General features: G+C 52.2%; 15 protein-coding genes. 7 read left to right on the forward strand and 8 right to left on the reverse strand.

All coding sequences use genetic code 11. The features are described from left to right. The first annotated feature begins 98 nt into the window (after window positions 1–98). The 3 genes from hydA to H6F94_RS13405 all read left to right on the forward strand — a co-directional run bounded on the left by hydA (window position 99) and on the right by H6F94_RS13405 (window position 4,903). On the forward strand, window positions 99–1,508 hold the full coding sequence (gene hydA, locus H6F94_RS13395) for a dihydropyrimidinase (protein WP_190802739.1): 1,410 nt from the start codon (window positions 99–101) through the stop codon (window positions 1,506–1,508). A 261-nt stretch (window positions 1,509–1,769) separates the two neighbouring features. Further along, the gene (locus tag H6F94_RS13400) at window positions 1,770–3,047 is read left to right on the forward strand and encodes a FecR family protein (RefSeq protein ID WP_190802740.1); all 1,278 of its coding nucleotides are present in this window, start codon (window positions 1,770–1,772) and stop codon (window positions 3,045–3,047) included. Between the two features lie 74 nt (window positions 3,048–3,121). Further along, window positions 3,122–4,903, forward strand: coding sequence for an iron uptake porin (locus H6F94_RS13405; protein WP_190802741.1), 1,782 nt, complete (start codon window positions 3,122–3,124; stop codon window positions 4,901–4,903). 15 nt (window positions 4,904–4,918) lie between these two features. On the opposite strand, the gene H6F94_RS13410 is transcribed toward H6F94_RS13405, so the two are convergent. After that, a complete protein-coding gene (locus H6F94_RS13410; RefSeq protein WP_190802742.1) occupies window positions 4,919–8,032 on the reverse strand; it encodes a WD40 domain-containing protein in 3,114 nt (1,037 codons plus the stop codon). 262 nt (window positions 8,033–8,294) lie between these two features. Here H6F94_RS13410 and larE point away from each other — a divergent pair, with 262 nt between their 5' ends. Continuing rightward, the gene (gene larE / locus H6F94_RS13415) at window positions 8,295–9,140 is read left to right on the forward strand and encodes an ATP-dependent sacrificial sulfur transferase LarE (protein WP_242041176.1); all 846 of its coding nucleotides are present in this window, start codon (window positions 8,295–8,297) and stop codon (window positions 9,138–9,140) included. Between the two features lie 118 nt (window positions 9,141–9,258). On the opposite strand, the gene H6F94_RS13420 is transcribed toward larE, so the two are convergent. The 4 genes from H6F94_RS13420 to H6F94_RS13435 form a co-directional block, all read right to left on the reverse strand. Beyond that, window positions 9,259–10,167 carry a DUF8738 domain-containing protein gene (locus H6F94_RS13420; protein ID WP_190802743.1) on the reverse strand — a complete coding sequence of 303 codons (909 nt, stop codon included), beginning with the start codon at window positions 10,165–10,167 and terminating at the stop codon, window positions 9,259–9,261. Window positions 10,168–10,387: 220 nt separating this feature from the next. After that, window positions 10,388–11,719: an esterase-like activity of phytase family protein gene (locus H6F94_RS13425; RefSeq protein ID WP_190802744.1), complete on the reverse strand. Its 1,332-nt coding sequence runs from the start codon at window positions 11,717–11,719 to the stop codon at window positions 10,388–10,390. A gap of 529 nt (window positions 11,720–12,248) precedes the next feature. After that, a complete protein-coding gene (locus H6F94_RS13430; RefSeq protein ID WP_190802745.1) occupies window positions 12,249–12,695 on the reverse strand; it encodes a hypothetical protein in 447 nt (148 codons plus the stop codon). A 228-nt stretch (window positions 12,696–12,923) separates the two neighbouring features. Then, complete coding sequence (locus H6F94_RS13435; RefSeq protein ID WP_190802746.1) at window positions 12,924–13,691, reverse strand: C40 family peptidase; 768 nt, start codon at window positions 13,689–13,691, stop codon at window positions 12,924–12,926. A 90-nt stretch (window positions 13,692–13,781) separates the two neighbouring features. On the opposite strand from H6F94_RS13435, the gene H6F94_RS13440 reads away from it, so the two are divergent. Next, a complete protein-coding gene (locus tag H6F94_RS13440) occupies window positions 13,782–14,441 on the forward strand; it encodes a response regulator (RefSeq protein WP_190802747.1) in 660 nt (219 codons plus the stop codon). A gap of 17 nt (window positions 14,442–14,458) precedes the next feature. Next, window positions 14,459–16,117 carry a sensor histidine kinase gene (locus H6F94_RS13445; protein ID WP_190802748.1) on the forward strand — a complete coding sequence of 553 codons (1,659 nt, stop codon included), beginning with the start codon at window positions 14,459–14,461 and terminating at the stop codon, window positions 16,115–16,117. 16 nt (window positions 16,118–16,133) lie between these two features. Here the strand turns inward: H6F94_RS13445 and H6F94_RS32355 are convergent, their stop codons facing one another. From H6F94_RS32355 to sufR, 3 genes are all read right to left on the reverse strand, one after another. Continuing rightward, window positions 16,134–16,424, reverse strand: coding sequence for a hypothetical protein (locus H6F94_RS32355; protein WP_242041177.1), 291 nt, complete (start codon window positions 16,422–16,424; stop codon window positions 16,134–16,136). A gap of 292 nt (window positions 16,425–16,716) precedes the next feature. Continuing rightward, window positions 16,717–17,940 (reverse strand): AI-2E family transporter, encoded by a 1,224-nt coding sequence (locus tag H6F94_RS13455; protein ID WP_313949286.1) that lies wholly within the window; start codon window positions 17,938–17,940, stop codon window positions 16,717–16,719. A 238-nt stretch (window positions 17,941–18,178) separates the two neighbouring features. After that, window positions 18,179–18,856, reverse strand: a complete 678-nt coding sequence (gene sufR / locus H6F94_RS13460; protein WP_190802749.1) for an iron-sulfur cluster biosynthesis transcriptional regulator SufR — start codon at window positions 18,854–18,856, stop codon at window positions 18,179–18,181. A 192-nt stretch (window positions 18,857–19,048) separates the two neighbouring features. Between sufR and sufC the strand changes: the two genes are divergently transcribed. Beyond that, entirely contained in the window at window positions 19,049–19,801 is a 753-nt protein-coding gene (gene sufC / locus H6F94_RS13465; protein WP_190802750.1) for a Fe-S cluster assembly ATPase SufC, read from the forward strand. The last annotated feature ends 84 nt before the right edge of the window (window positions 19,802–19,885 follow it).

Here is a 19,885-nt window from a genome sequence, read left to right on the forward strand (position 1 = left end):
GTCTGATTCCTGACAAGCCGCTGTAGGATTCTCAAATCTGGTTCGCCCGATTGCTCAATCAAACCAGAATTGATATCAGAACAAAGGAGTTTGTTCGTGTGAGTGTTCTCATCAAAAATGGTCGCATCATCACTGCTAGCGACGATTATCGGGCTGACATTTTTATTGAACGTGAGCAAATTACCTTGATTGGAGCGGATCTCAGTCAAGTTCAAGCTGACACGGTAGTTGATGCCACAGACAAATTGGTCATTCCTGGTGGCATTGATGTTCATACACACATGGAATTGCCCTTTGGCGGTACGTTTGCCTCTGATGATTTTGCAACTGGCACCCGTGCAGCAGCCTTTGGCGGCACCACTCACATCATCGATTTCGCTGTGCAATATCGAGGACAGACGCTACGACAAGGGCTAGAGACCTGGCACAAGAAAGCTGAGGGCAAAGCCTGTGTTGATTACAGCTTCCACATGATTATGACCGAGGTAAACCCCGGCATTCTCAGCGAAATGGATGCGTTAATTGAGCAGGAAGGGGTCACCAGTTTCAAGCTATTTATGGCCTATCCCGGTGTGTTCTATCTAGATGATGGTGAGATTTTTCGAGTCATGCAACGGGCAGGCGAAAACGGTGGCCTCATTTGTATGCACGCTGAGAATGGCATTGTGATCGATGTTCTGGTTGAGCAAGCTTTAGCTGCCGGTAATACAGCTCCGAAATATCATGCCCTCACCCGACCTTCTTCGATGGAAGGCGAAGCCACACACCGAGCCATTAGACTGGCAGAGTTGGCCCGTACTCCAGTCTACATAGTGCATCTTTCTGCTCTAGAAGCGTTGCAGGCTGTAACTGAAGCCCGCGATTTAGGCATCCCAGCCCACGCCGAAACTTGCCCCCAATATTTATTTTTGTCCTACGACAACTACGAGGAACCTGGCTTTGATGGGGCTAAATATGTGATGTCACCACCCTTGCGTCCTTGCCATCATCAGGCGCATTTGTGGCGCGGTTTGCAGTACAACGATTTGCAAGTAATCTCCACCGATCACTGTCCTTTTTGTATGAAAGAAGGCTTTCAGGGTTTACCCCGTCAGAAAGAATTGGGTCTAGATAATTTCAGCAAGATCCCGAATGGTGCACCTGGTGTGGAAACTCGAATGAGCTTGATTTACGACGGTGGCGTGCGCACCGGCAAGTTCAGCCTCAATCGCTTTGTCGAACTTACTTCTACGACCCCAGCGCGCATTTTTGGTCTATGGCCGCGTAAGGGCACGATTGCTGTTGGCTCTGATGCCGATTTGGTGGTATTCGACCCCGAGGCCCGCAAAACGATTTCGGCCAGCACTCACCACATGCGCGTTGACTATAACCCTTACGAAGGCCGAGAAGTGCAGGGAGTGCCAACGCAAGTTCTCTCCCGAGGCCAGCTTGTTATCGATGGCGACCAGTTTGTAGGCTCAGCCGGACGGGGTAGTTTTACTAAACGGGGCTGCTTTAACTACTACTAATAGCTACTAGTAGCTTCTTGCTGTGCAAACGGTAATTAGAGAGACATAGAAGAGTTGTCACAATACCTTTAGGCTTTGCTAGTTTGATAGCAAAGCCTAAGCTGGTAAAGCCCAAATCGGTAAAGCCTCACGCTCTAAAGCCTCAGAATTTAGTGAGCTAGATCTAGCTTAAAGCCAGCATGCAAAATCCAAACAGCCTGCAAGTTTATTAGATACACGTTGTACACTAGGGCCTAGCTCCTAACCAGTGAGGCTCTAGTGGTGCAGCAGGGATGGCTCCTTAGTTTAGGATTATTTGCTGGTGGTTTATCGACACTTGCTGGAGTGTCACCAATTCTGGCACAACAAGCACAGCCCGCTCGGGCACGAACTTGCTCACTAGCGGCCCCCGACCAGCGAGAAGACCGCCTAATTTATGCCAAGGTTTGCACGCTTCTCCTAAATGTTGAATTGACCCCTCGGAGGCAAAGGGTATCGCGTCCAGCTCAGCTACTCGATGATTTTGCTCCCCTAGACTCCTTACAAACGGGAAGGAATGCTAAAGCCAGTTTGCTGTTCAATGAAGGATCTTTGGCGATTATTGGCCCTGATTCCGTTTTTCGATTTGAGCGGGGATTGCGCAGTTTTCAACTCAAGGATAGAACAACAGCCCCCGAGACGATCTTCAAACTCAATCGCGGCATGTCAGTGGTTCTCAGCATTGATGGCAGTGTGGTGACCAGGGTCGAAACCCCCGGTAGCCAAATCGAAATTCGAGCAGAAGCTCTACCCTCTGCTAGGACATTGAACAAACAGGAAGCAGCTACTGTCCTGTCTAGTGCACGCCGCAAAGCAGCGGTGTTTGTGCAGTACGATCCAGCAGCTAAGCAAGCTCGCGTTTTTGCCTTGACACCGGGAGATATTAGCGTTTCTAACCAAGCAGGAGAAGCTAGAGTAGCGCTGCAAGCTGGTCAGACGGTTGCTGTGACTGGTGGCGCCGTTGGACCAGTTCGGGAATTTGACCTGGAGAGTTTTTATCAAACCAACGAACTAGCAGCAGTGCTGGGGCCAGGACAGGGAGGACAAGTTGCTCAGGAGGCTCCGCAGATTCAGGCCACACTCAATGCCGTTCGGACTGAAACCGTCAGAGCAGCAGAAATTCAAAGTTTTCGTGCTGAAGCTTTAACTGGCGGAGAGCCTTTTGCCGATGACGATAATTCCTATCGGCAGGGAAGGAGCCCACGTAGAGAGGAATTTAACGATCGGCCTGGCAGGTTCTACAGAGATACAGAGAGAACCGGTAGATTTGTAGGCAATGATGGAATTACCAACAACTTGGTCGTGAATTTTGATAATGGCACCCTACAAATCGATGGGGTAACAGGTCGAGAGAGTTCCCTTGGCCTCAGCGGTAGGCGAGGGTCTGGCACGATCATCAACGAGGATGGAACAGCGACCCGGATTGAAGTCTTCGATCTAAACGGGGAAGAGCCAAATATTCCCAGTGGGCCATTTCCTGGGCGTATTAGAACTGGCAGAACTCGCTCACCTGATCGCTAGCCTCACAGTGGAGGCTGTACTTTTAGATGCACGGATTTTAATTACCCAGTGGGAAGACACCCACGAGTACCTCAATGAATACCTCAGTGAATACCTGTATATTTGCGCTCTTGTCTGGAGCTTTGGCATGCTTCTCAATAGCTTCTAAAGCTGGGGCTGAACAAGTTGATTGGCCACAGTCAACTTCATTTACTTCAACGTTATCTGGTGAGGTTCAACCCCCCAGTTTAATTGAAGGTGTAGGCTTACCTGAAGGAGCCGCTATTCAAATTTCTTCTGAGGTGTTGGGCTCAGACACTCCGAATTCTGATGCAAGGCTATTCAACGTCTATAGTGCAGAGGGAGATCAAATTGTTCCAATTGATGCTGAGCAAGCAGCACAAATCACTTCCGTTTCCCAATTATCTGATGTAGATCCAACTGATTGGGCATTTCAAGCCCTGCAATCATTAACAGAGCGCTACGGTGTAATTTCAGGTTATCCCGATGGCAATTTTCGGGGCAATCGAGTCATCAGTCGCTATGAGTTTGCGGCTGGATTAAATGCAACCCTAGCTAAAGTGAGCGCACTCCTGGCAACAGGTAGTTCAAATCCGGTTAATCGCGCAGATTTAGAAACTCTGCAGAAGTTGCAAGAGAATTTTGCCAGCGAGCTAGCAACCTTGCGCGGTCAGATTGATAGCCTTGAGGCTCGTAATACTGAGTTAGCAGCCAACCAATTTTCGACAACAACCGTTTTGGGCGGCGAGGCGATTTTTGGTCTGTCAGTTGCAGGCGGTGGCGGTCCACCTGGGCAGGGGGATTCCAATACAGTTCTAAACTACTTATCCCGCCTGCAATTTACAACTGCTTTTTCCAATCGAGATTTGCTGCGAATTGGCCTAGTTGCAGGCAACTTTAGTGATGATGGCTTTGCTAGTCCTGGCTCTCTCAATACCAACATGGCTCTGCTGTCGTACCAGGGCGATACATCATATCGTGATATAGATGACCAGGCTGTTGGTGCTAAAGGTAGCCGAGTTGTTCTGGATGCTGTAGAGTATCGATTTTCAGCCTTTAATGATCGAATTGTCTTCTCAATTATTCCTGCTGGATTTAGCCTGAGTAGTATCCTCTCGCCCAATTCACCTTATTCTGATTCTGGTCGGGGAGCTATTTCCCAATTTGGTGAATTTAGCCCAATTTTCAAAATTGGCAGCTTGGATGCTGGCTTGGGCTTTGACTGGTTTATTAATGGTAAAATTCGCTTGCAATTTGCCTACGGTAGCCGCAATTCTAGTGATGCGGCGGATGGTCTATTCAGTGCTGACCACAGTGCTTTGGGCATTCAGTTTCTTTTGCGGCCCAGTCGCAATTTAAACATAGGTTTGGCATACGTTAATGCTTTCGCCGATGATGGTCGGCTGGATACTTATACAGGTAGCTTTAATGCCGACACCTCTGGTGGCATTGGTGAACCAGCGAAAATTCATGCATTCAATGGTACTTTGCAGTGGCGATTGTCGCCTAGCTTCACCCTAAGTGCTTGGGGAGGGTTAATCATCACTAACTCTCTAGAGTCGGATGCAATTATGGCCACAACGACCTATCAGTTTTCTCTGGGTTTTTTCGACCCATTTGGTAGAGAAGGCGATCTATTAGCCCTGTTAGTGGGTCAACCGCCCAAGCTGGTTGCTGGTCTTGCAATTGAACGGGCGGATGAGGGCAGTGGTATTCATTACGAGTTGTTCTACCGCCTTCAGGTGAACGATAATATTTCGATTACCCCAGGCTTCTTCTACGTTAGCGATCCGGGCCACATTCCTGACAACAACGATATTTTTGTCGCCACAATTCGCACAACTTTTCGATTTTAGGAGTGATGTATCAGTTTAAGGAAGGCAGATTCGACGATCCTGTGCGTTCACATTCGGATTTGTTTTCAAATAATCATGTAAGCGCTCGCAGCCTCGTGCGATCAAATCGTTCAAACCAAGGTTCCACAGGATTACAGTTGGGTTTGCCGAATTTGTTGTGGGGTTGTCGCTAACACTCAGAAGGAACCTGCCATTTGGGCTGAACACGACCCTACGCACATCGTTAAAATGCCCAACTAGAGTATTCAGCAAACTGCCATCGCTCACGTTCCAAAGTTTAACGGTCCCATCTGCACTGCTAGAGGCCAAAACTCGACCATCAGGGCTAAAACTGACGCTTTTAACACCGCCATCGTGACCCGTGATCGTATGCAGCCGTTGACCATCAGCTACGCGCCAGAGCTTCACTGTGTTATCCTCACTAGCAGAAGCTAGGAGCCGACCATCGGGGCTGAAACTAACTGCGGCAACTGATGAACTGTGTCCATTAAGCGTCTTAAGCAAAGTGCCATTAGCCACTCGCCAGAGCTTTATTGTCTTGTCATCACCACTAGAAGCTAACATCTGGCCATCAGGGCTGAAACTAACACTGCGCACATAGTCACTGTGCTGTAGAATTCTCAGCAGGCGACCCTGTCGGATGTCCCAAAGCTTGATCGTTTCGTCCAAACTGGCAGAAGCAAGTAGGCGACCATCAGGGCTAAAGCTGATACTGCGGATCCCGTCGCCATGCCCCTCTCCCTTCAGAGAACGCGGCGCCCAGCCTCGCTGAATATCCCAGAGTTTAACGAGGTTGTCATCGCCACCAGAAGCGAGGAACCGACCATCAGGACTGAAGCTCAAGCCGTATAGTGGGTCATCCCCTGGCAGTACCTTCGCAGGCAATTGAGCATTACCTTCCGTGCGCCAAATCTGAATCCCTTGGTCCTCACCCGCTGTCGCAAACCACTGCCCATTAGGACTGAAGCTGGCGCTATATAGGGTATCAGAAGCACTAAAACCCGGAGCTAAGTTCCACAGGTGAACGAGCTTATCTGCTCCAGCAGAGGCCAAGGTTCGGCCATCTGGGCTCAAGCTCAAACTAGCAACCGCCGCGCCAGTTCCACTGAGCAATCTGAAGCGTCCCGTTTCGATGTTCCAAGTTTGGAGCAGGCCATCCGAACGGCTGGAAACTAGAGCCTTACCATTACGGCTGAATTGAAGGTTCGTAATACCTGCTAGATCACGGCTATTTGATCCGGCTACTCGGCTGGGTGAGCCAGACAAGGTTTTAATTAATTGGCCATTAGCAACCTGCCACAACTGAATAGCGTCATCTTCGCCCCCAGTTGCCACACTGCGTCCATCTGGGCTGAAACTGACACAGTTCATGCCGTCCTTGCCCGCTAAGGTTTGGCGTACTGCCCCATCGACAACATTCCAAAGCTTAACGGTTTTGTCTTGACTGGCTGAGGCTAAGGTTCTGCCATCCGGGCTGAAACTAATCGCCTGGACAAAACCCTGGTGACCACTCAACGTTCTGAGCAAGCGACCATCTAAACTCCAAAGCTTGACGGTTGCATCCCGGCTAGCAGAGGCCAGAGTGCGACCATCAGGACTGAAGCGAATCGCGGTGATGGTGTTGCCATGATTGGTTGGCAGAGTTCGCAGCAGCCTACCGTCTCGGCTCCAGACCTTGAGCACTCGGTCGGTGCTGGAGGCGAACACCTGACCGTCGGGGCTAAAGACAACGCTACTGATCCGAGTTTGAGGCTCGTCAAGCGTTCGCAGCAGGCGACCATCTAGACGCCAGAGCTTCAGAGTTCGGTCGGCACTGCCCGAAACTAGAATTTGGCCGTCTGGACTGAAGCTGACGCTGGTGACTTTATCGCTGTGCCCCACTAAACGATTGCGCTCTTGAGAGGCATAGAGGCTTTGCTGCAAGCTGGCAGCAATTTGAGTTTGAGTTGTAGCCTGCCCCGTTGTCGCCTTCCCTGAATGCAGAGATCTAAACAGTTGACCCGCCTTAACCGCAGTAATGAGAGACTCCAAGCCCTCATCAGCCAAAAATCGAGCCTCAGATTCTGAGACGAACGCTTGGATTAGCCGTTGCTGAGCTTCCTGGCGGGCAACTTCGGCTTCCCTTCGGCGTTCAGCCTCGGCTTTTTGGGCTGCCTCTGCCCTGGCCCTTTGCGCAGCTTCTGCTGTTCGGGCGGCTTCAGCTTCCTTGCGACGTTCTGCTTCGGCTTTTTGCGCAGCTTCGGCGGTCCGCTTAGCCTCCTCAGCGGTTCGCTCGCCTTGCTCCGCTCGCTCTCGTTGTCTCTCTGCGCGTTGGCGTTGGGTAATTGCTTCTTGACGCTGGTTAAGGGCCTCCTGGCGCTGCTCATCGGCGGTCTGTTTCTGGGCAACGGCTACAGCAGCTAGCACCGTTAGCCCCACCAGAGCTATACAGACAGCGCCTAAAGTAAGTCGCTGCTGTTGGGTTTGCGCCCTACGACTGCTGATGATGTACGGCGTATGCAAAGGGGCCACGGGAGGCTGCTGCCCTGTCCCTTGAGCCAGCCACTCTTCTGCCGCTTTTAAGTCTTTGCCTCGAAGCAAGAAGCTGCGATCACGTCCGGCCCTATCCCACTCTAGCGCCCGCATTAGAAAGCGAGTGTGGGCCCGAACGTACTTGAGGTCTGTGTTAACGGCCTGAACCAGGCGTTGCAAATTCCGCGCAAATTCCTCTTCCTGGCGGAAAAAGATCCAATTGTGAACAGAGACAGCCGTGTGTATCGCCTCGCGATCCTGTGGCTCCACTGGCTCATGCAGTACGACCGGAATCAGACGTTTGTTGTGGTGGATAGCATGCTCAATCTCTCGACGACAGATGTCAGAACGAATCGAAGTCAGGCTAATGACAAAGACAAAGGTATTGGCAGACTCAATCGCAGACTCGATCGCCTTCCACCACTCCTCAGCCGGGAGAATTTCCTGCCAGTCCACCCAGACAGAGTGATTCAACTCGCAGAGCGCTCCATACAGCTTGCGCACAAAGTTGCTGTCTCTGCGCGAGTAGGAAATGAAGATATCGTGGCTCAGCTTACCTTGGTTAGGTGTAGAGGCAGAATGGGCACCAGCCCCGGTCACGGAGGTAGCCTGACTCATAAATCATCACTCTGCGAGAGGCTTAGAGCCCTACAAAAGTCCAAGCTCAAACGCTAAAATAAAGCAAAATCTGCTCCATGATATAACTTTCTCTAACCTAAGTTAGAGGGCTTAAACAGGTGGTTGTTACCTTTAAAGACTCTATATTTATTACAGAGCTTCTTCTCGCAAGGGTTGTGAGTTAATTCGCAGCGCTTAAAAAACTTAAAATTGGCTATCCTTTAAGAGAGTTGGTTCAAGGTATTTTACCTTGGGCCGTTCGATGTCGTTATTGGCTGTTTACAGAACCATGTTGTTGCAGAAACTAGAGCAACTCAGAATCCTGTTTGCCGAGATGGAGCGGGCTCTGATTGCCTACTCTGGGGGCATCGATAGCACTCTGGTGGCCAAAATTGCCTACGACGTTCTAGGCGACCGAGCTTTAGCAGTCACTGCCGAATCGCCCTCCCTACTCCCTGAAGATCTGGAAGACGCACGGGTTCAGGCGGCTGAAATCGGCATCACTCATGAAGTTGTCCAGACGCATGAGATGGACAACCCAAACTATCGAGAAAACCCAGTCAATCGCTGTTATTTCTGCAAAAGCGAGTTACACGACACACTCAAGCCTTTAGCCTTAGAGCGCGGCTACGCCTATGTTGTAGATGGCGTCAACGCCGATGACCTGAGCGATTACCGGCCCGGCATTCAGGCTGCCAAAGAGCGAGGTGCACGTTCGCCCTTGGCTGAAGTGGGAGTCACCAAAGTCGAGGTGCGTGAACTCGCCCGCAGGCTCAACTTGCCTTGGTGGGATAAACCTGCCCAACCTTGTCTGAGTTCCCGCTTTCCCTATGGCGAGGAGATTACCGTTGCCAAGCTGCAACGGGTTGGTCGCGGTGAGCGCTACCTGCGCAACCTGGGCTTAAAAAATTTGCGGGTGCGCTCTGAAGGCGACACTGCCCGCATCGAACTACCCGCTGAGCAGATCAAAGAGTTTGTGCTCACCACAGAATTGCCAACCTTGGTAGCGGCCTTCCAGGATTACGGTTTTACCTATGTCACTCTGGATTTGGAAGGCTACCGCAGCGGCAAGCTCAACCAGGTGCTTCTGCAAACTAATCAACGCTGACTCAGCAAGGCTGAGAACGCTGACTCAGCAAGGCTGAGATCGATCCTGCCGGCTATCAGCCTAGCTAGTCAGCAGGATTAATCTCAACCAGAGCCAATAAGCCAAGGCAAACCTAGCCTCAATTCCTCTGGGAGGGGCTGCTAATTTGATTCCAAGCCCGAATCACGGTTTGCAGGGGTTGAGGCAGTTGGTCCTGCCCCATATCAACGTAGCCCATGCTGCCAGCGCGGCTCACTAAGGTCACATTGATAAAGTCAGCTGCCCCAGGAGGTGCAGTGTAATTCTGGCCCTTGTAGCTGTCAAAGCGCTGTTGGGCGAGCAGACGCTGAAACGCCTGGACCTGACGACGAGAGACACGATGGGTCCGCGGTTGAGCTGCTGCACCACTGGAGCTCACCAGCACCCGGATTACTCTTCCGTCGCGCATTAGGGTCGTCTTGTAGGTCTGCCCAGCAAAACCACCACTGCTAATCGCTTGAAACACTTCTCCCTCTGCTAGTGCAGGCGCAGGTTCCGGTTGGGGCCTTTGTCCTGTGGGGCTTTGTGGGGGCCTTTGCGCGGGTGGCTGTTGTACCGGATTGGGAGAAGGGGTGGCGCTAGGGGAAGGCAACTGGCTGGTAGTGGGAGGTTCTAGTTGCAACACCTGTCCATCGGCATTGGTGCGGTAGGTCCAAGCCTGACGCCCATCAGACAGAGTGATGCGCCAACCCTCAACTAACGCCTGCAAACACAGTTGTTCAAGAGTGCCAAGCCCCAAACAGCCATCTGTCCAAGTTTGCCGACTGGCTGCAATTACCCGCAGTTGAGTAGCTGGGATGCCCACCCGATTTGACAGATCTTGCTGTACTCGCCTCAGCAGGGCTGGTGGCAGTGCTGGGTCTGGTTGGGCTTGAGTCAATTCGAGCACTGGTAACGAGTGAGGAGTGGCGAGAACCGCTTGGGGCAGGACTAGACCCATGCCCAGAGACAAAGTAGCGAGCAGAACAGCCGCACGAAGCGGTTGGTGGCAGAGATCTAAGGGTTTCACGGTTGCACAGAGAGAGTGAGCGCCAGGGAGCTGGACCGATCCCATAAGCCGAAGACAAAGATCGCGGGAAGGGTCAGCCTTTAGCCAAGTTTTGAGGATCCAAGTCTTGAACCTGAACCAGGCTTTCCCGACCCAAGCTCCCCAGACGCCCGCCTAGCTGCCTGAGTTCCACCACCAGGCTTGGGCAGGTGATGGACCTGGAGGGGCTTGAGATTGAGCTTTAGCGGGCTAAGGGTAAGGCACGGGGCAGACGGATCGTTAGTAATAGGTTGGAGAGGCTGTTATTAACCGCACGGCCTTGAGGGGTGAAACGATCAAAGCCAAAGTCGTTGTCATTGCCCACCGCAATCGTGTTGGCATCAACCACCGTCAACCCTTCGATTTTGTCAGGCATATTTGGCAGCTTGCTGAGGTCTACTAGCAGCGTCTTGCCGACGGGCGTGATGTTATTTTCCGCAAGTTGCGCAGGCGTGAGCGCCTCCAGCGAATTGCCAGTATTTTGCAGATCACTCCAACGGCTGCCCAAAATATTAGTGGCTCGGCTGAGATCGATTTGATAGATGTGGGCGACTTTATCGGTGCGCTCATCAACCAGGAGTGTGGTTGGATTCACAAAGGCCACATCGCTCAGCTTCATTTCGCCTTGATCGGCTTCCCGAAACGTCCTTGATGGCTCAGCCACATAAACATATTCCGCCACTGGCCTAAGAGAGCGGGTATCAACTACAAGCAGTCGGATCATGCGAGAAGCCCGACCAATATCTTTAGTTGGAAAATCGAGAGGGCTTTGCAACACCGCAAAGATACGCGAACCATCTCGGCTTAAGGTTAAGCCCTCAAAGCCGCGATTGCCCCGACGCTTACTGTAGATAGCGGGCAGAACCGCACGGACATCAGTATCCGCAGTTAAGGTTAGTCCTCCAGGTACCAGGCGATATAAGACCGTACCATTAGGAGCAATCTGAGCCAGACTGGGGCTGTACTCATCACAAACCCAAAAGCTGCCATCTTGAGCGCGGGCCAGTCCTTCAATGTCTAAACCATTGGGATTTAAGGCTAAACGGGTTTGGCCATCAAAGCTGTAAGGAGTTTCATCCGCTTCAGTATTGGAAATACCGGTAACCGGCTGACCGCTGCGAGTGCGAATTATGGTTTGGCCAATGATTTGTAACTGATCGCCCACGGTGCGTAGCTTATAGATGACTGGGCTATATTCTGGTACTGGAAAGGTGCGGCGACGATCCTCGCCTACGCGAACCTGACCATTCGGTCCACGATCGGCGACGGCATAAAACGTATTTTCCGGATCGCCACTCATGTGATGCAAGCCCGAAAATAGCCCTCCCAGCTGTAGTCCCCGGTCATCGCGAACTTGACCAGGCCAAGCCCGCTCTTGAGCCGCTTTCAGCGCAACAGGATTAAGACTATAGCGACCTAAAATTGTGGGCTCTCCAAGGTTAGCTTGAGCCTGACCTTGAACTTGCTGACCGGAAATCGCCCAAGCAATTGCTAACAGTCCTGTGAGTCCAACTAGGGTAAGTAACCGATGCATTGCTAGCCTCACTACCACGGTAAACGACACCCCTAGATCCTCCTGCTTGAAGGTTAAATCTTGGTAAGCAAACTGGAATCTTCGTGATAGTCGAGAGTGAGTTTTCCACAAGCTGTTTGCCCTGCTGTGGAAAAAGTTGAGCCGAAATTGCCAGTTGATTGGCGGAGCTTCGCTCGCAGATCAAGGACTTCAAATCCTCATGTGCTAGCTGAAGAATTGGGCAGTTAACTGCTACCAATACAGTAGGTCCAAAACTACTAAAAGCTTTTGCCGGTCAAGTTTTCAGGCATTGCTCAGAGTGACCCAGCAGGCAGCTTAGTCATAGTGGATAACGGGGTTAAGCCGCAGAGCAAGACCTGCTTAGCAGCCTGATCAACTGACTGGGAAGCCCGACCACATTTCTCAATCTGTACGGTCAGACAAAAAGTTTTCCACAGCTATAGGAGCTAAGCCGAGAGCTGAGCGGAAGGTTAATTTACCTCCCAAACTCGGCTTCTCACTCGCTCTCTCGCCCGACCTTTCAAGGGCTTTACTCAGAGGTTAAAGCACGAGTTATGGCACTAATCGAGCCGAGGCGGTCGCGTAGCTGTTCGAGCCTTGCATTGCTATCGACTGGGTCACGGGGTGGCAAAGTCTCGGAATTGGGCCAATTAGCCATGCCCTCACAAACGCAGCTCAGCCCCTGCGTCTGACCAGAGGTGCAAACGGGCACTAGAACCGAGCAACGGGCGCAACCCTCAATCGCCCACTGCTCAGTTAGCAACGTCTGGATTGTCTGCTCAGTTCCTTCTAGATAACAGTCTCCTGTTTGAGGGTCGCTCACTCGCTCCCACAGAGCTTCAAACTCAGGAGTATAACCATTGCCTTGCAAAATCCGGCTCGGCGCTAGCCGCTGGTCGCTCTCCTGAATGACGATTGACTTGCCCAACTGCAACCAGTGAGCAAGGTAGCGTTTGACTTCGTGAGCAGCTGCCATGAAACTCCAAGGAATGATTTTGCCAAGATGATTTTGAGGTGTTTTGGTGCGAAGATCAACGCCACACTGAGCCCCTCGAACTCCTCGATCGTAGTGCGTTCCACTCAGAAACTACTAGGTTGCCACCAAAGTTGTTCACGAAGCTTGAGCTTGGTTTACAGATCACTACAGGCGCTACTTTTATAGATGGCATATATGGCTCTGTAGACGGGGCTCGGGATAACGACCCTAGGGACAATAGCTGCTGATTACCCGTCCACCACCTCGGAACTGAGCAAAGTAACGCAGGCTAACGGGGTCATTAACAGTTGCCGACAAGTGATCAACGCCAATGCCATTGCGACCCTGATCAACGCCGGAACTGTGTAGATAGCGACCCTCGCCCAGCACCAAGCCCACATGGGTCGCTCGATAGTCGGCAGGTCCAAAAAATACTAGATCCCCAGGCTGTAGCTCAGCTAGAGCAACGGGTTTGACAAAGGCTTCCTGCTGATAAGCATCGCGGGGTAACCAAATCCCAGCGGACTGAAATGCTGCCTGCATCAGACCGGAGCAATCGTAGTTCGGCCCCACTGTACCGCCCCAAAGATAATAGTTCGCTTGGGCAGAAGCCTGAAGCGCAAATTGAATCACTTGGGGCAGTCGAGCCTGAATCTGCTCAAGGTTAAGCTCGGCTGGCTGATAGGCATTGGCGGCAGGCTGCACCTGAGTTTCGTCTTGAGGATCGAGCCAACCTGGATAGTTGTCCTCAACCAGTCGAATTAGTTTGGCCTGCACATTCTCTGGCTGGTCACTGACTCGCTCCTTAGGCTGTTCTGCCCTAGCTAGAACAACCTGAGCTTGGCCTGACTCAGGTTGTTCTGGCTCAAATCTCGATGAATCTGGAGAGTCGTAACAGAAGTAACGCCCTGCTGCCATTTGGGTCGCTAGGCGGCTCAAATCAGGCCCGTCGTAAACATTCAGCGCCCTCAGCGCTTGATACTGAACTACTTGCATTTTGTTTGTGCATTTTGTTGGGGATACCCCCACGAACGCCCACTGCGGTTCAGAATAAAACCGTGTATCTACCGTGAATCATAAGCAGCTATGAGCAACTCTGAACCCAATGGGGCGACAACTGTGCTCATTGTCGAGGATGACCCGATGATGCAAGCGGGTCTAGAAGTAGCCCTGGGAATGCTACCGGACCTAGAGATCGTTGGCTCAGCGGCAGATGGGGTTGCTGGGGTGTTGGCTGCTAAGCGGTTGCAGCCTGATGTCGTGCTCATGGATATCGCCATGCCTCGCATGGACGGCATTGAGGCGACTGTCCAGATCAAGCGCAGCCGACCTCAGACCCGCGTGATCATGCTGACGTCTTACACCAATGGCACTGAAGTGATTGCAGCTCTCGCCAGTGGCGCCGATGCCTATTGCGTCAAAGGCTCTAGCCCAGACACTGTGCTGTTTGCAATTGAGGCTGCCCTGGCTGGAACCGGCTACCTGGATCCGTTGGTGGCTCGTCAGGTTTTCGACCGGCTCAAACCGCCTGGCAAAGGCAATACTCAAGTTTTTGGTACGCTCTCTATTCGTGAACTGGAAGTGCTGAGGTTAGTGGTGGAAGGTATGAGCAACCAGGAGATTGCCGATGCTCTGACCTTAAGCCAAAACACGATCAAAACCCATGTGCGCAGCATCATGAACAAGCTCTCTGTGGATGACCGAGTCCAAGCAGCAGTCAAAGCATTGCGGGCCGGTTTGGTCTAACGGTTGAGCTAAACTTTATGGCGCGTCCGGTTAAGCGTAGACACAACAGAAAGCGGCTAGTGCAACTGAGCCTGCTGGGGGCCCTGAGTTGCTTGGGCACCTGGCTTTTAGGCGGCGAGCTTTGGCGCGAGGTTGGGCTAGCCCAGACCTCAGTTAGTCAACTGGCAAGTGACAGCTTGCAGGAGGCACAAATATTGGGACTGACTGGGGAGGTGGCTCTGGTCAGCCTGCTGATGGTGGCGCTGCACCGCCTCAAAGTCTGGTTGGGGTTGCTGCCCCTTTATCTATATCTGGGTATCATCTGCTTGCTGCTGTTTCCGCCGGGCTTGGCAGTACAGCTCACAGATACCTGGGCCGTCTACCGTTCCTCGGCGCTTTATCTGGCAGCGCTGCTCAATGGCATTGTGTTGCTCTACACCCTGGAAGGAACAGCAGAGGCTCGCAAGGCGATTGCCAGCCTGTTGCTAGCTTGTGGGGCCATCTACATCTTGCAAGCCTTGAGTGCTCTGCAAGCCATTAATCCCCTGACTTTCTCGCCTGATTTTGCTGACAAAATCTGGTTCAAAGTTCCTGACCCCTTGCAATTTTTGGCGGCGGGCCTGTCGCTCACCGTGGATAGCTTGGTGCTGGTTGGGCTGTATCAGTTTTTGGTGAACCGGCTCAAAACAGTGCCCTTACCTTTGTCACTGTTTGGTGCTTATTTGGTTACCGTTGCGCTAGACAGCATTGTCTTTTGGCTACTCTACGGCCACTTCGATTCACCCAGCTTGATTGACTTTTTCTACACCGACACCGTTGCCAAGTTGGGAGGCAGCATCGTCAGCGGCATTGTAGTGATGACTTATATTGGCTGGCTATTCCGCCAAAATCGAGATGAGTTGCGCAACGGTGTGCTCAATCGCCCAGCTCTGATGATTGTGTTGCCCCGTCGTCAATTTGAACAAATGCAAGCCGCCTTAGCTGCCCAACGGCGGCAGGAAGAATTCGTCGCGACCCTCACCCACGATCTGCGTACGCCTCTGATGGGCATGTTGATGGTCCTGAAGTCGCTGACCCACACCCGTGCGCTCGGCGCCACTGAACTGGCGCCCCTTAAAGGTGCTGTCTTAGAAGGCATGATCCACGCAGGCGAGCGACAGCTCAACTTGATCAACACGCTGCTCGAAGTCCACCAAAACGACACTCGAGGACCGAGCATCCACCCCAAGATCCAGCCCCTTCAGCCCAGCTTAGAAGGAGCCGTGGCAACGGTTCAGACTTTACTGATTGAGCAGCAATCTCAGCTAGAACTGGTTATTCCGACGGACTTGCCCCCGCTTGAGTTCGACGCCAACCAGGTGCAACGGGTGCTCGAAAACCTCCTGGGCAACGCGCTACGCCACAACCCTGAGCCGATCAACATTGTGCTTTCGGTTGAGCAACGGGGGCAGTCCTACTGGATTCGGGTTCAAGACAATGGCGTTGGCCTCACGGCTGAGGAGTGCGAGCAGTTGTTTGAACGCCACAGTCGAGGTACCCACAATTGGCGCAGTGCCAGTTCTGGTTTGGGTCTGTATCTATGCCGTCAAATTGTAGAGGCCCACGGTGGCCGCATTTGGGCTGAATCATTGGCCACGGGCGGGGCAGCTTTCAACTTTACTCTGCCCAATAGACCAGTCTCTCAGGAGCTTGCCTAAGGCAAGGAGCCCTAAGCTAAACTGCGTCTGGGTCCACTCCGAGCGCTCGTAGCCGAGTTGCTAGACGCTCAGCTCGCTCTGCCTGCTGCCTAGCCTGGATTTCGCGTTGGAGTGCGGCGTTTAGCTCTTCAGGGATCAGTCGTTTCTCGCCACTATCTTCTCGATAGAAGCTAATCAGTTGCCCTTCTGCTATCAAGCGAAGCTGTAGGGGTTCACTCCGACTGTCCGTGATTGGCTCATAAAAATCGCCTCGCAGCCGATAGCCCCGCAACTGCTCTTTGATCCATTCTCCTTTCGGGTCAAACAACCAATACTCTTGCACTCCCAATTGTGATCTTTAGTGTCCTGGGAACTAATCTCAAAAACTACCCCTGGAACCTGCCGCTCTTCCCAAATCTTGTAACTATTATTTGAGAACTTCTAAGGTACTTAGCAGAGCATAAAGGTGGCCGTAGCTCTCAGCCGCGGGCTTGCCGTCAGAACTGGAGTAGAAAATTGAGGGTTGTTGAGTTGCTGGCAAAAGAGTAGCCATAGACACTAGAGAGGTCTCGTGTGTATGGCTACTCTGCAATCTATGACTATGGACCCTACTACGGCCTTTAGTGGCTAACTGAGGTGGTTTCAGCTGTGCTGGGTTGGCTCGATTTGTTATGGCTTAATTCAAGTGGAGAGGGTGTCTGATCGCTATTTGCTGTATTGGCAGGTAAGTCCGTAGGGGAGGGTTCTTTTTTCAAAATTAGAACCCCTTGTGAACGCACAGCAATCAAAGCCGCTTTAATCACAACGGCTGTGGGCACTGCAATCACAACCCCTAATAAGCCACCCACCCGAGCACCAGTTAGAACCGAAATTAAGACCCAAACTGGGTTAAGACCTGTCACCCGGCCCAAGACTCTCGGCGCGATCAAGTTCTCAATAATCTGTTGCACAATCACTGCTGCAGACAGCACGCGTAAGCCCAAACTGACATCTTGCAGGGTGACTAGTAGCGTGACCAGAGCAATGCCCACTGAGCCACCAAAGGGCACAAGCGCCATCAGACCAATCGTCAGACCAAACAGCAAGCCAAAGGGAACCTTCAACACCAAAAAGGTGGGAATCAGCGCCGAGGCCATACAAGTGCCCAGGATAAACTGACCGATGAAGAAATTCTGAAAGCTCAGACGCAACGTCTCCGAAAATGGCTCTCGAATTTCATTCGGCAACCACTCGGTCAAACTCGTCCACAGCCGGTCCCCATACTGCAATAGATAGAAAGTCAGAAAGATAGTGAGCAGGACATCTAACAGGCGGGTAAGGGTGAACACCGCCAGATTCAAAACCTCACCGGCAATCGCCTGCAACTGCCCCTTCAAACGACTGGTAATTTGTAGCGGCAGATCCACCGGACCCAGCGTCAGATTGAAGTTTTCAAAGCGTGTATTGATTTGCTCGTTGAGCAGTACCAACTGACGCTGGCCTGAATCAATCCACTCCGGCAAACGAGCTACCAACTGTTGAGCTTGAGCCAGAGCAATGGGCACCAGCGTTACGCCCAAGGCCAGCAAAATTGATACCGTCACCAAAAAAACCAGGACAGCGGCAGGCCCCCGCCGGTTACCCTGCCGCTCCATAAAGCTCACGGGGTAGTTCAACAGAAAGGCCAGCAGCGATGCCGCAATTACAACGACAAACAGCTCGTGGAAATAGCGAAAGGTTAGAAAGAAGGCCAGAGCATTGAGCACGAGCAGTGGCATTGCCAGGGCAATCACTAGGAAGCGCGATATGGGGGCAAGCGCTTCCCACCAGTTCAGCAGTTTGTTTTGACGTATGTTGTGGCCCACAGGAAACCCTCAGAGCGGAGAAGCCTTCTACCAGTCAACCCAGCTTTAACTAGCATCGCTTCGTGCTAGAGACTGGGATCACTGTTCCCTAGGTACTGGGTTGACAGTAATCACTTGGATACTATCAGTTGGTTCTAAGCCAAGCGGATCTAACCTAGCCCTAAACCCATTTACAACTTAGAGATGCCTCAGCTTCAGAGCTGGCTCAACTGAAGCTGACTTGCCTGAGGTGGCTTACCTAGAGCTGACTTACTGGGCCTTCTTCCAATTCAGGCACCCGCACCGAAATTAGGTAGCCACATCGATGCTCACCGTCAACCATCCAGTGCGTACGCTCGACCTTGACCTGGTCAACCCCAGAGAGGGCTTCTGAAAACATTTCTAATTCGTGACCGCAGACGGTCGGGAAAGACTCAGCCAGTTGCGAGATAGCACAGTGGTGCTCGACCAGGAGAAACCGTCCACCCTCGACAGCATGATATTCGGCCATGTACCCCTCGGTCTGGCGAAGTTGGGCCAGGATGGCAACTCGCTCTTGCAGAGGTCCGGTCCCGATTTGGGCTCGATAGCTCAAAGCCTTGCGTTGCCACTGTTTGTGAAGCAGCGAGCCGAGTTGCTCTGGCCCCATCTCCTCAGACAGCACTGCTAACATGCCAACCGCAAACTCGTCGTAGCGCTGAGGAAACTGGGTTCGGCCTGCTTCTTCCGTCAAAGAGTACTGATGCTGCGGTCGCCCCATCCCTACCTGGACCGGCGTGTGGCGCACCAAGTTTTCCGTCTCCAAATCCTTGAGGTGACGACGCACAGCTTGGACGGTAATCTCTAAGCGCTCCGCTAGCTCATGTGCTGTAGATTGCGGATGCTGTCGCAGATGCCGTAGGATGTCCTGTTTGGTGGAGGGTTCTGTCGCTGTCACAGGTTTGGCTCCCCAGGGGTGCACGTTCACTCCGATGTTTTCTCTAGTTCTCTAGCCGGACTTTGACAACATCAATGTTTCCAATGTAGGCTACACTAGAGAAAAGTAACAGCTTTGTTGCTTTAGTATATTCAAGTTTGCCTTAATTTTATCAACTCGCATGAACTTGCAGGCAGGGGAGGAAGATCGCTCGTGAGCAAGGCGCTCCGCATCAGTAACCTGAAGGCCACCGTTGAGGGGGCATCTATCCTTAAGGGGGTCGATCTGGAGGTCCGTCCGGGTGAGATCTGTGCCCTGATGGGACCCAATGGTTCCGGCAAGTCTACGCTGGCCTACACGCTGATGGGTCATCCCAAATATCAAGTCACTAGCGGTGAGGTCTTCCTGGGAGAAGACAATTTGCTGGAGATGGACCCTTCTGAGCGTTCCCGTGCCGGTCTGTTCTTAGCCTTTCAATATCCCCACGAAATTCCCGGGGTCACGATTACTAACTTCCTGCGCACCACGCTAAAAGCTAGGGGCCGGGATATGGACATCTTTGACTTCCAAGACTTGATGGAAGAGAAGATGGCGCAGTTGGAGATGGACCGCTCCTTTGCTCAGCGCTATCTCAATGACGGCTTCTCCGGGGGCGAAAAGAAGCGGGCTGAGGCGTTGCAAATGCTGATGCTAGAGCCGTCAATTGCCATCCTAGATGAAACCGATTCAGGCTTGGACGTCGATGCCCTGCGGATTGTCTCTCAAGGTGTGAACTCCCTGCGGAGTCCTGATTTTGGCGCTTTGGTTATCACCCACTACCAGCGCATTCTCGACTACATCACCCCTGATCGCGTGGTGGTGTTTATTGACGGTCGGGTTGTGCTCGAAGGTGGTCCTGAACTAGCCAAGCGAATCGAGCGCGAAGGTTACGATTCCATCCGTGCTGGCGTGTCTGTAGAAGCCTGATTTCACAGCTACTCAGATAGGTTTCACACCCCGCCGAGCCCACCAGACACTCCGGCCACAAGTCTTTCAAAAATCCCTAGTAGA

This window comes from Leptolyngbya sp. FACHB-261 (assembly GCF_014696065.1).
Lineage (GTDB): Bacteria > Cyanobacteriota > Cyanobacteriia > FACHB-261 > FACHB-261 > FACHB-261.

Excerpts from the sequence above, each read along its gene's own strand:
- H6F94_RS13405 (WP_190802741.1), top strand. The coding sequence starts at position 3,122 with ATGAATACCTCAGTGAATACCTGTATATTTGCGCTCTTGTCTGGAGCT.
- H6F94_RS13410 (WP_190802742.1), bottom strand. The coding sequence starts at position 8,032 with ATGAGTCAGGCTACCTCCGTGACCGGGGCTGGTGCCCATTCTGCCTCT.
- larE (WP_242041176.1), top strand. The coding sequence starts at position 8,295 with ATGTCGTTATTGGCTGTTTACAGAACCATGTTGTTGCAGAAACTAGAG.
- H6F94_RS13425 (WP_190802744.1), bottom strand. The coding sequence starts at position 11,719 with ATGCATCGGTTACTTACCCTAGTTGGACTCACAGGACTGTTAGCAATT.
- H6F94_RS13430 (WP_190802745.1), bottom strand. The coding sequence starts at position 12,695 with ATGGCAGCTGCTCACGAAGTCAAACGCTACCTTGCTCACTGGTTGCAG.
- H6F94_RS13435 (WP_190802746.1), bottom strand. The coding sequence starts at position 13,691 with ATGCAAGTAGTTCAGTATCAAGCGCTGAGGGCGCTGAATGTTTACGAC.
- H6F94_RS13440 (WP_190802747.1), top strand. The coding sequence starts at position 13,782 with ATGAGCAACTCTGAACCCAATGGGGCGACAACTGTGCTCATTGTCGAG.
- H6F94_RS13445 (WP_190802748.1), top strand. The coding sequence starts at position 14,459 with ATGGCGCGTCCGGTTAAGCGTAGACACAACAGAAAGCGGCTAGTGCAA.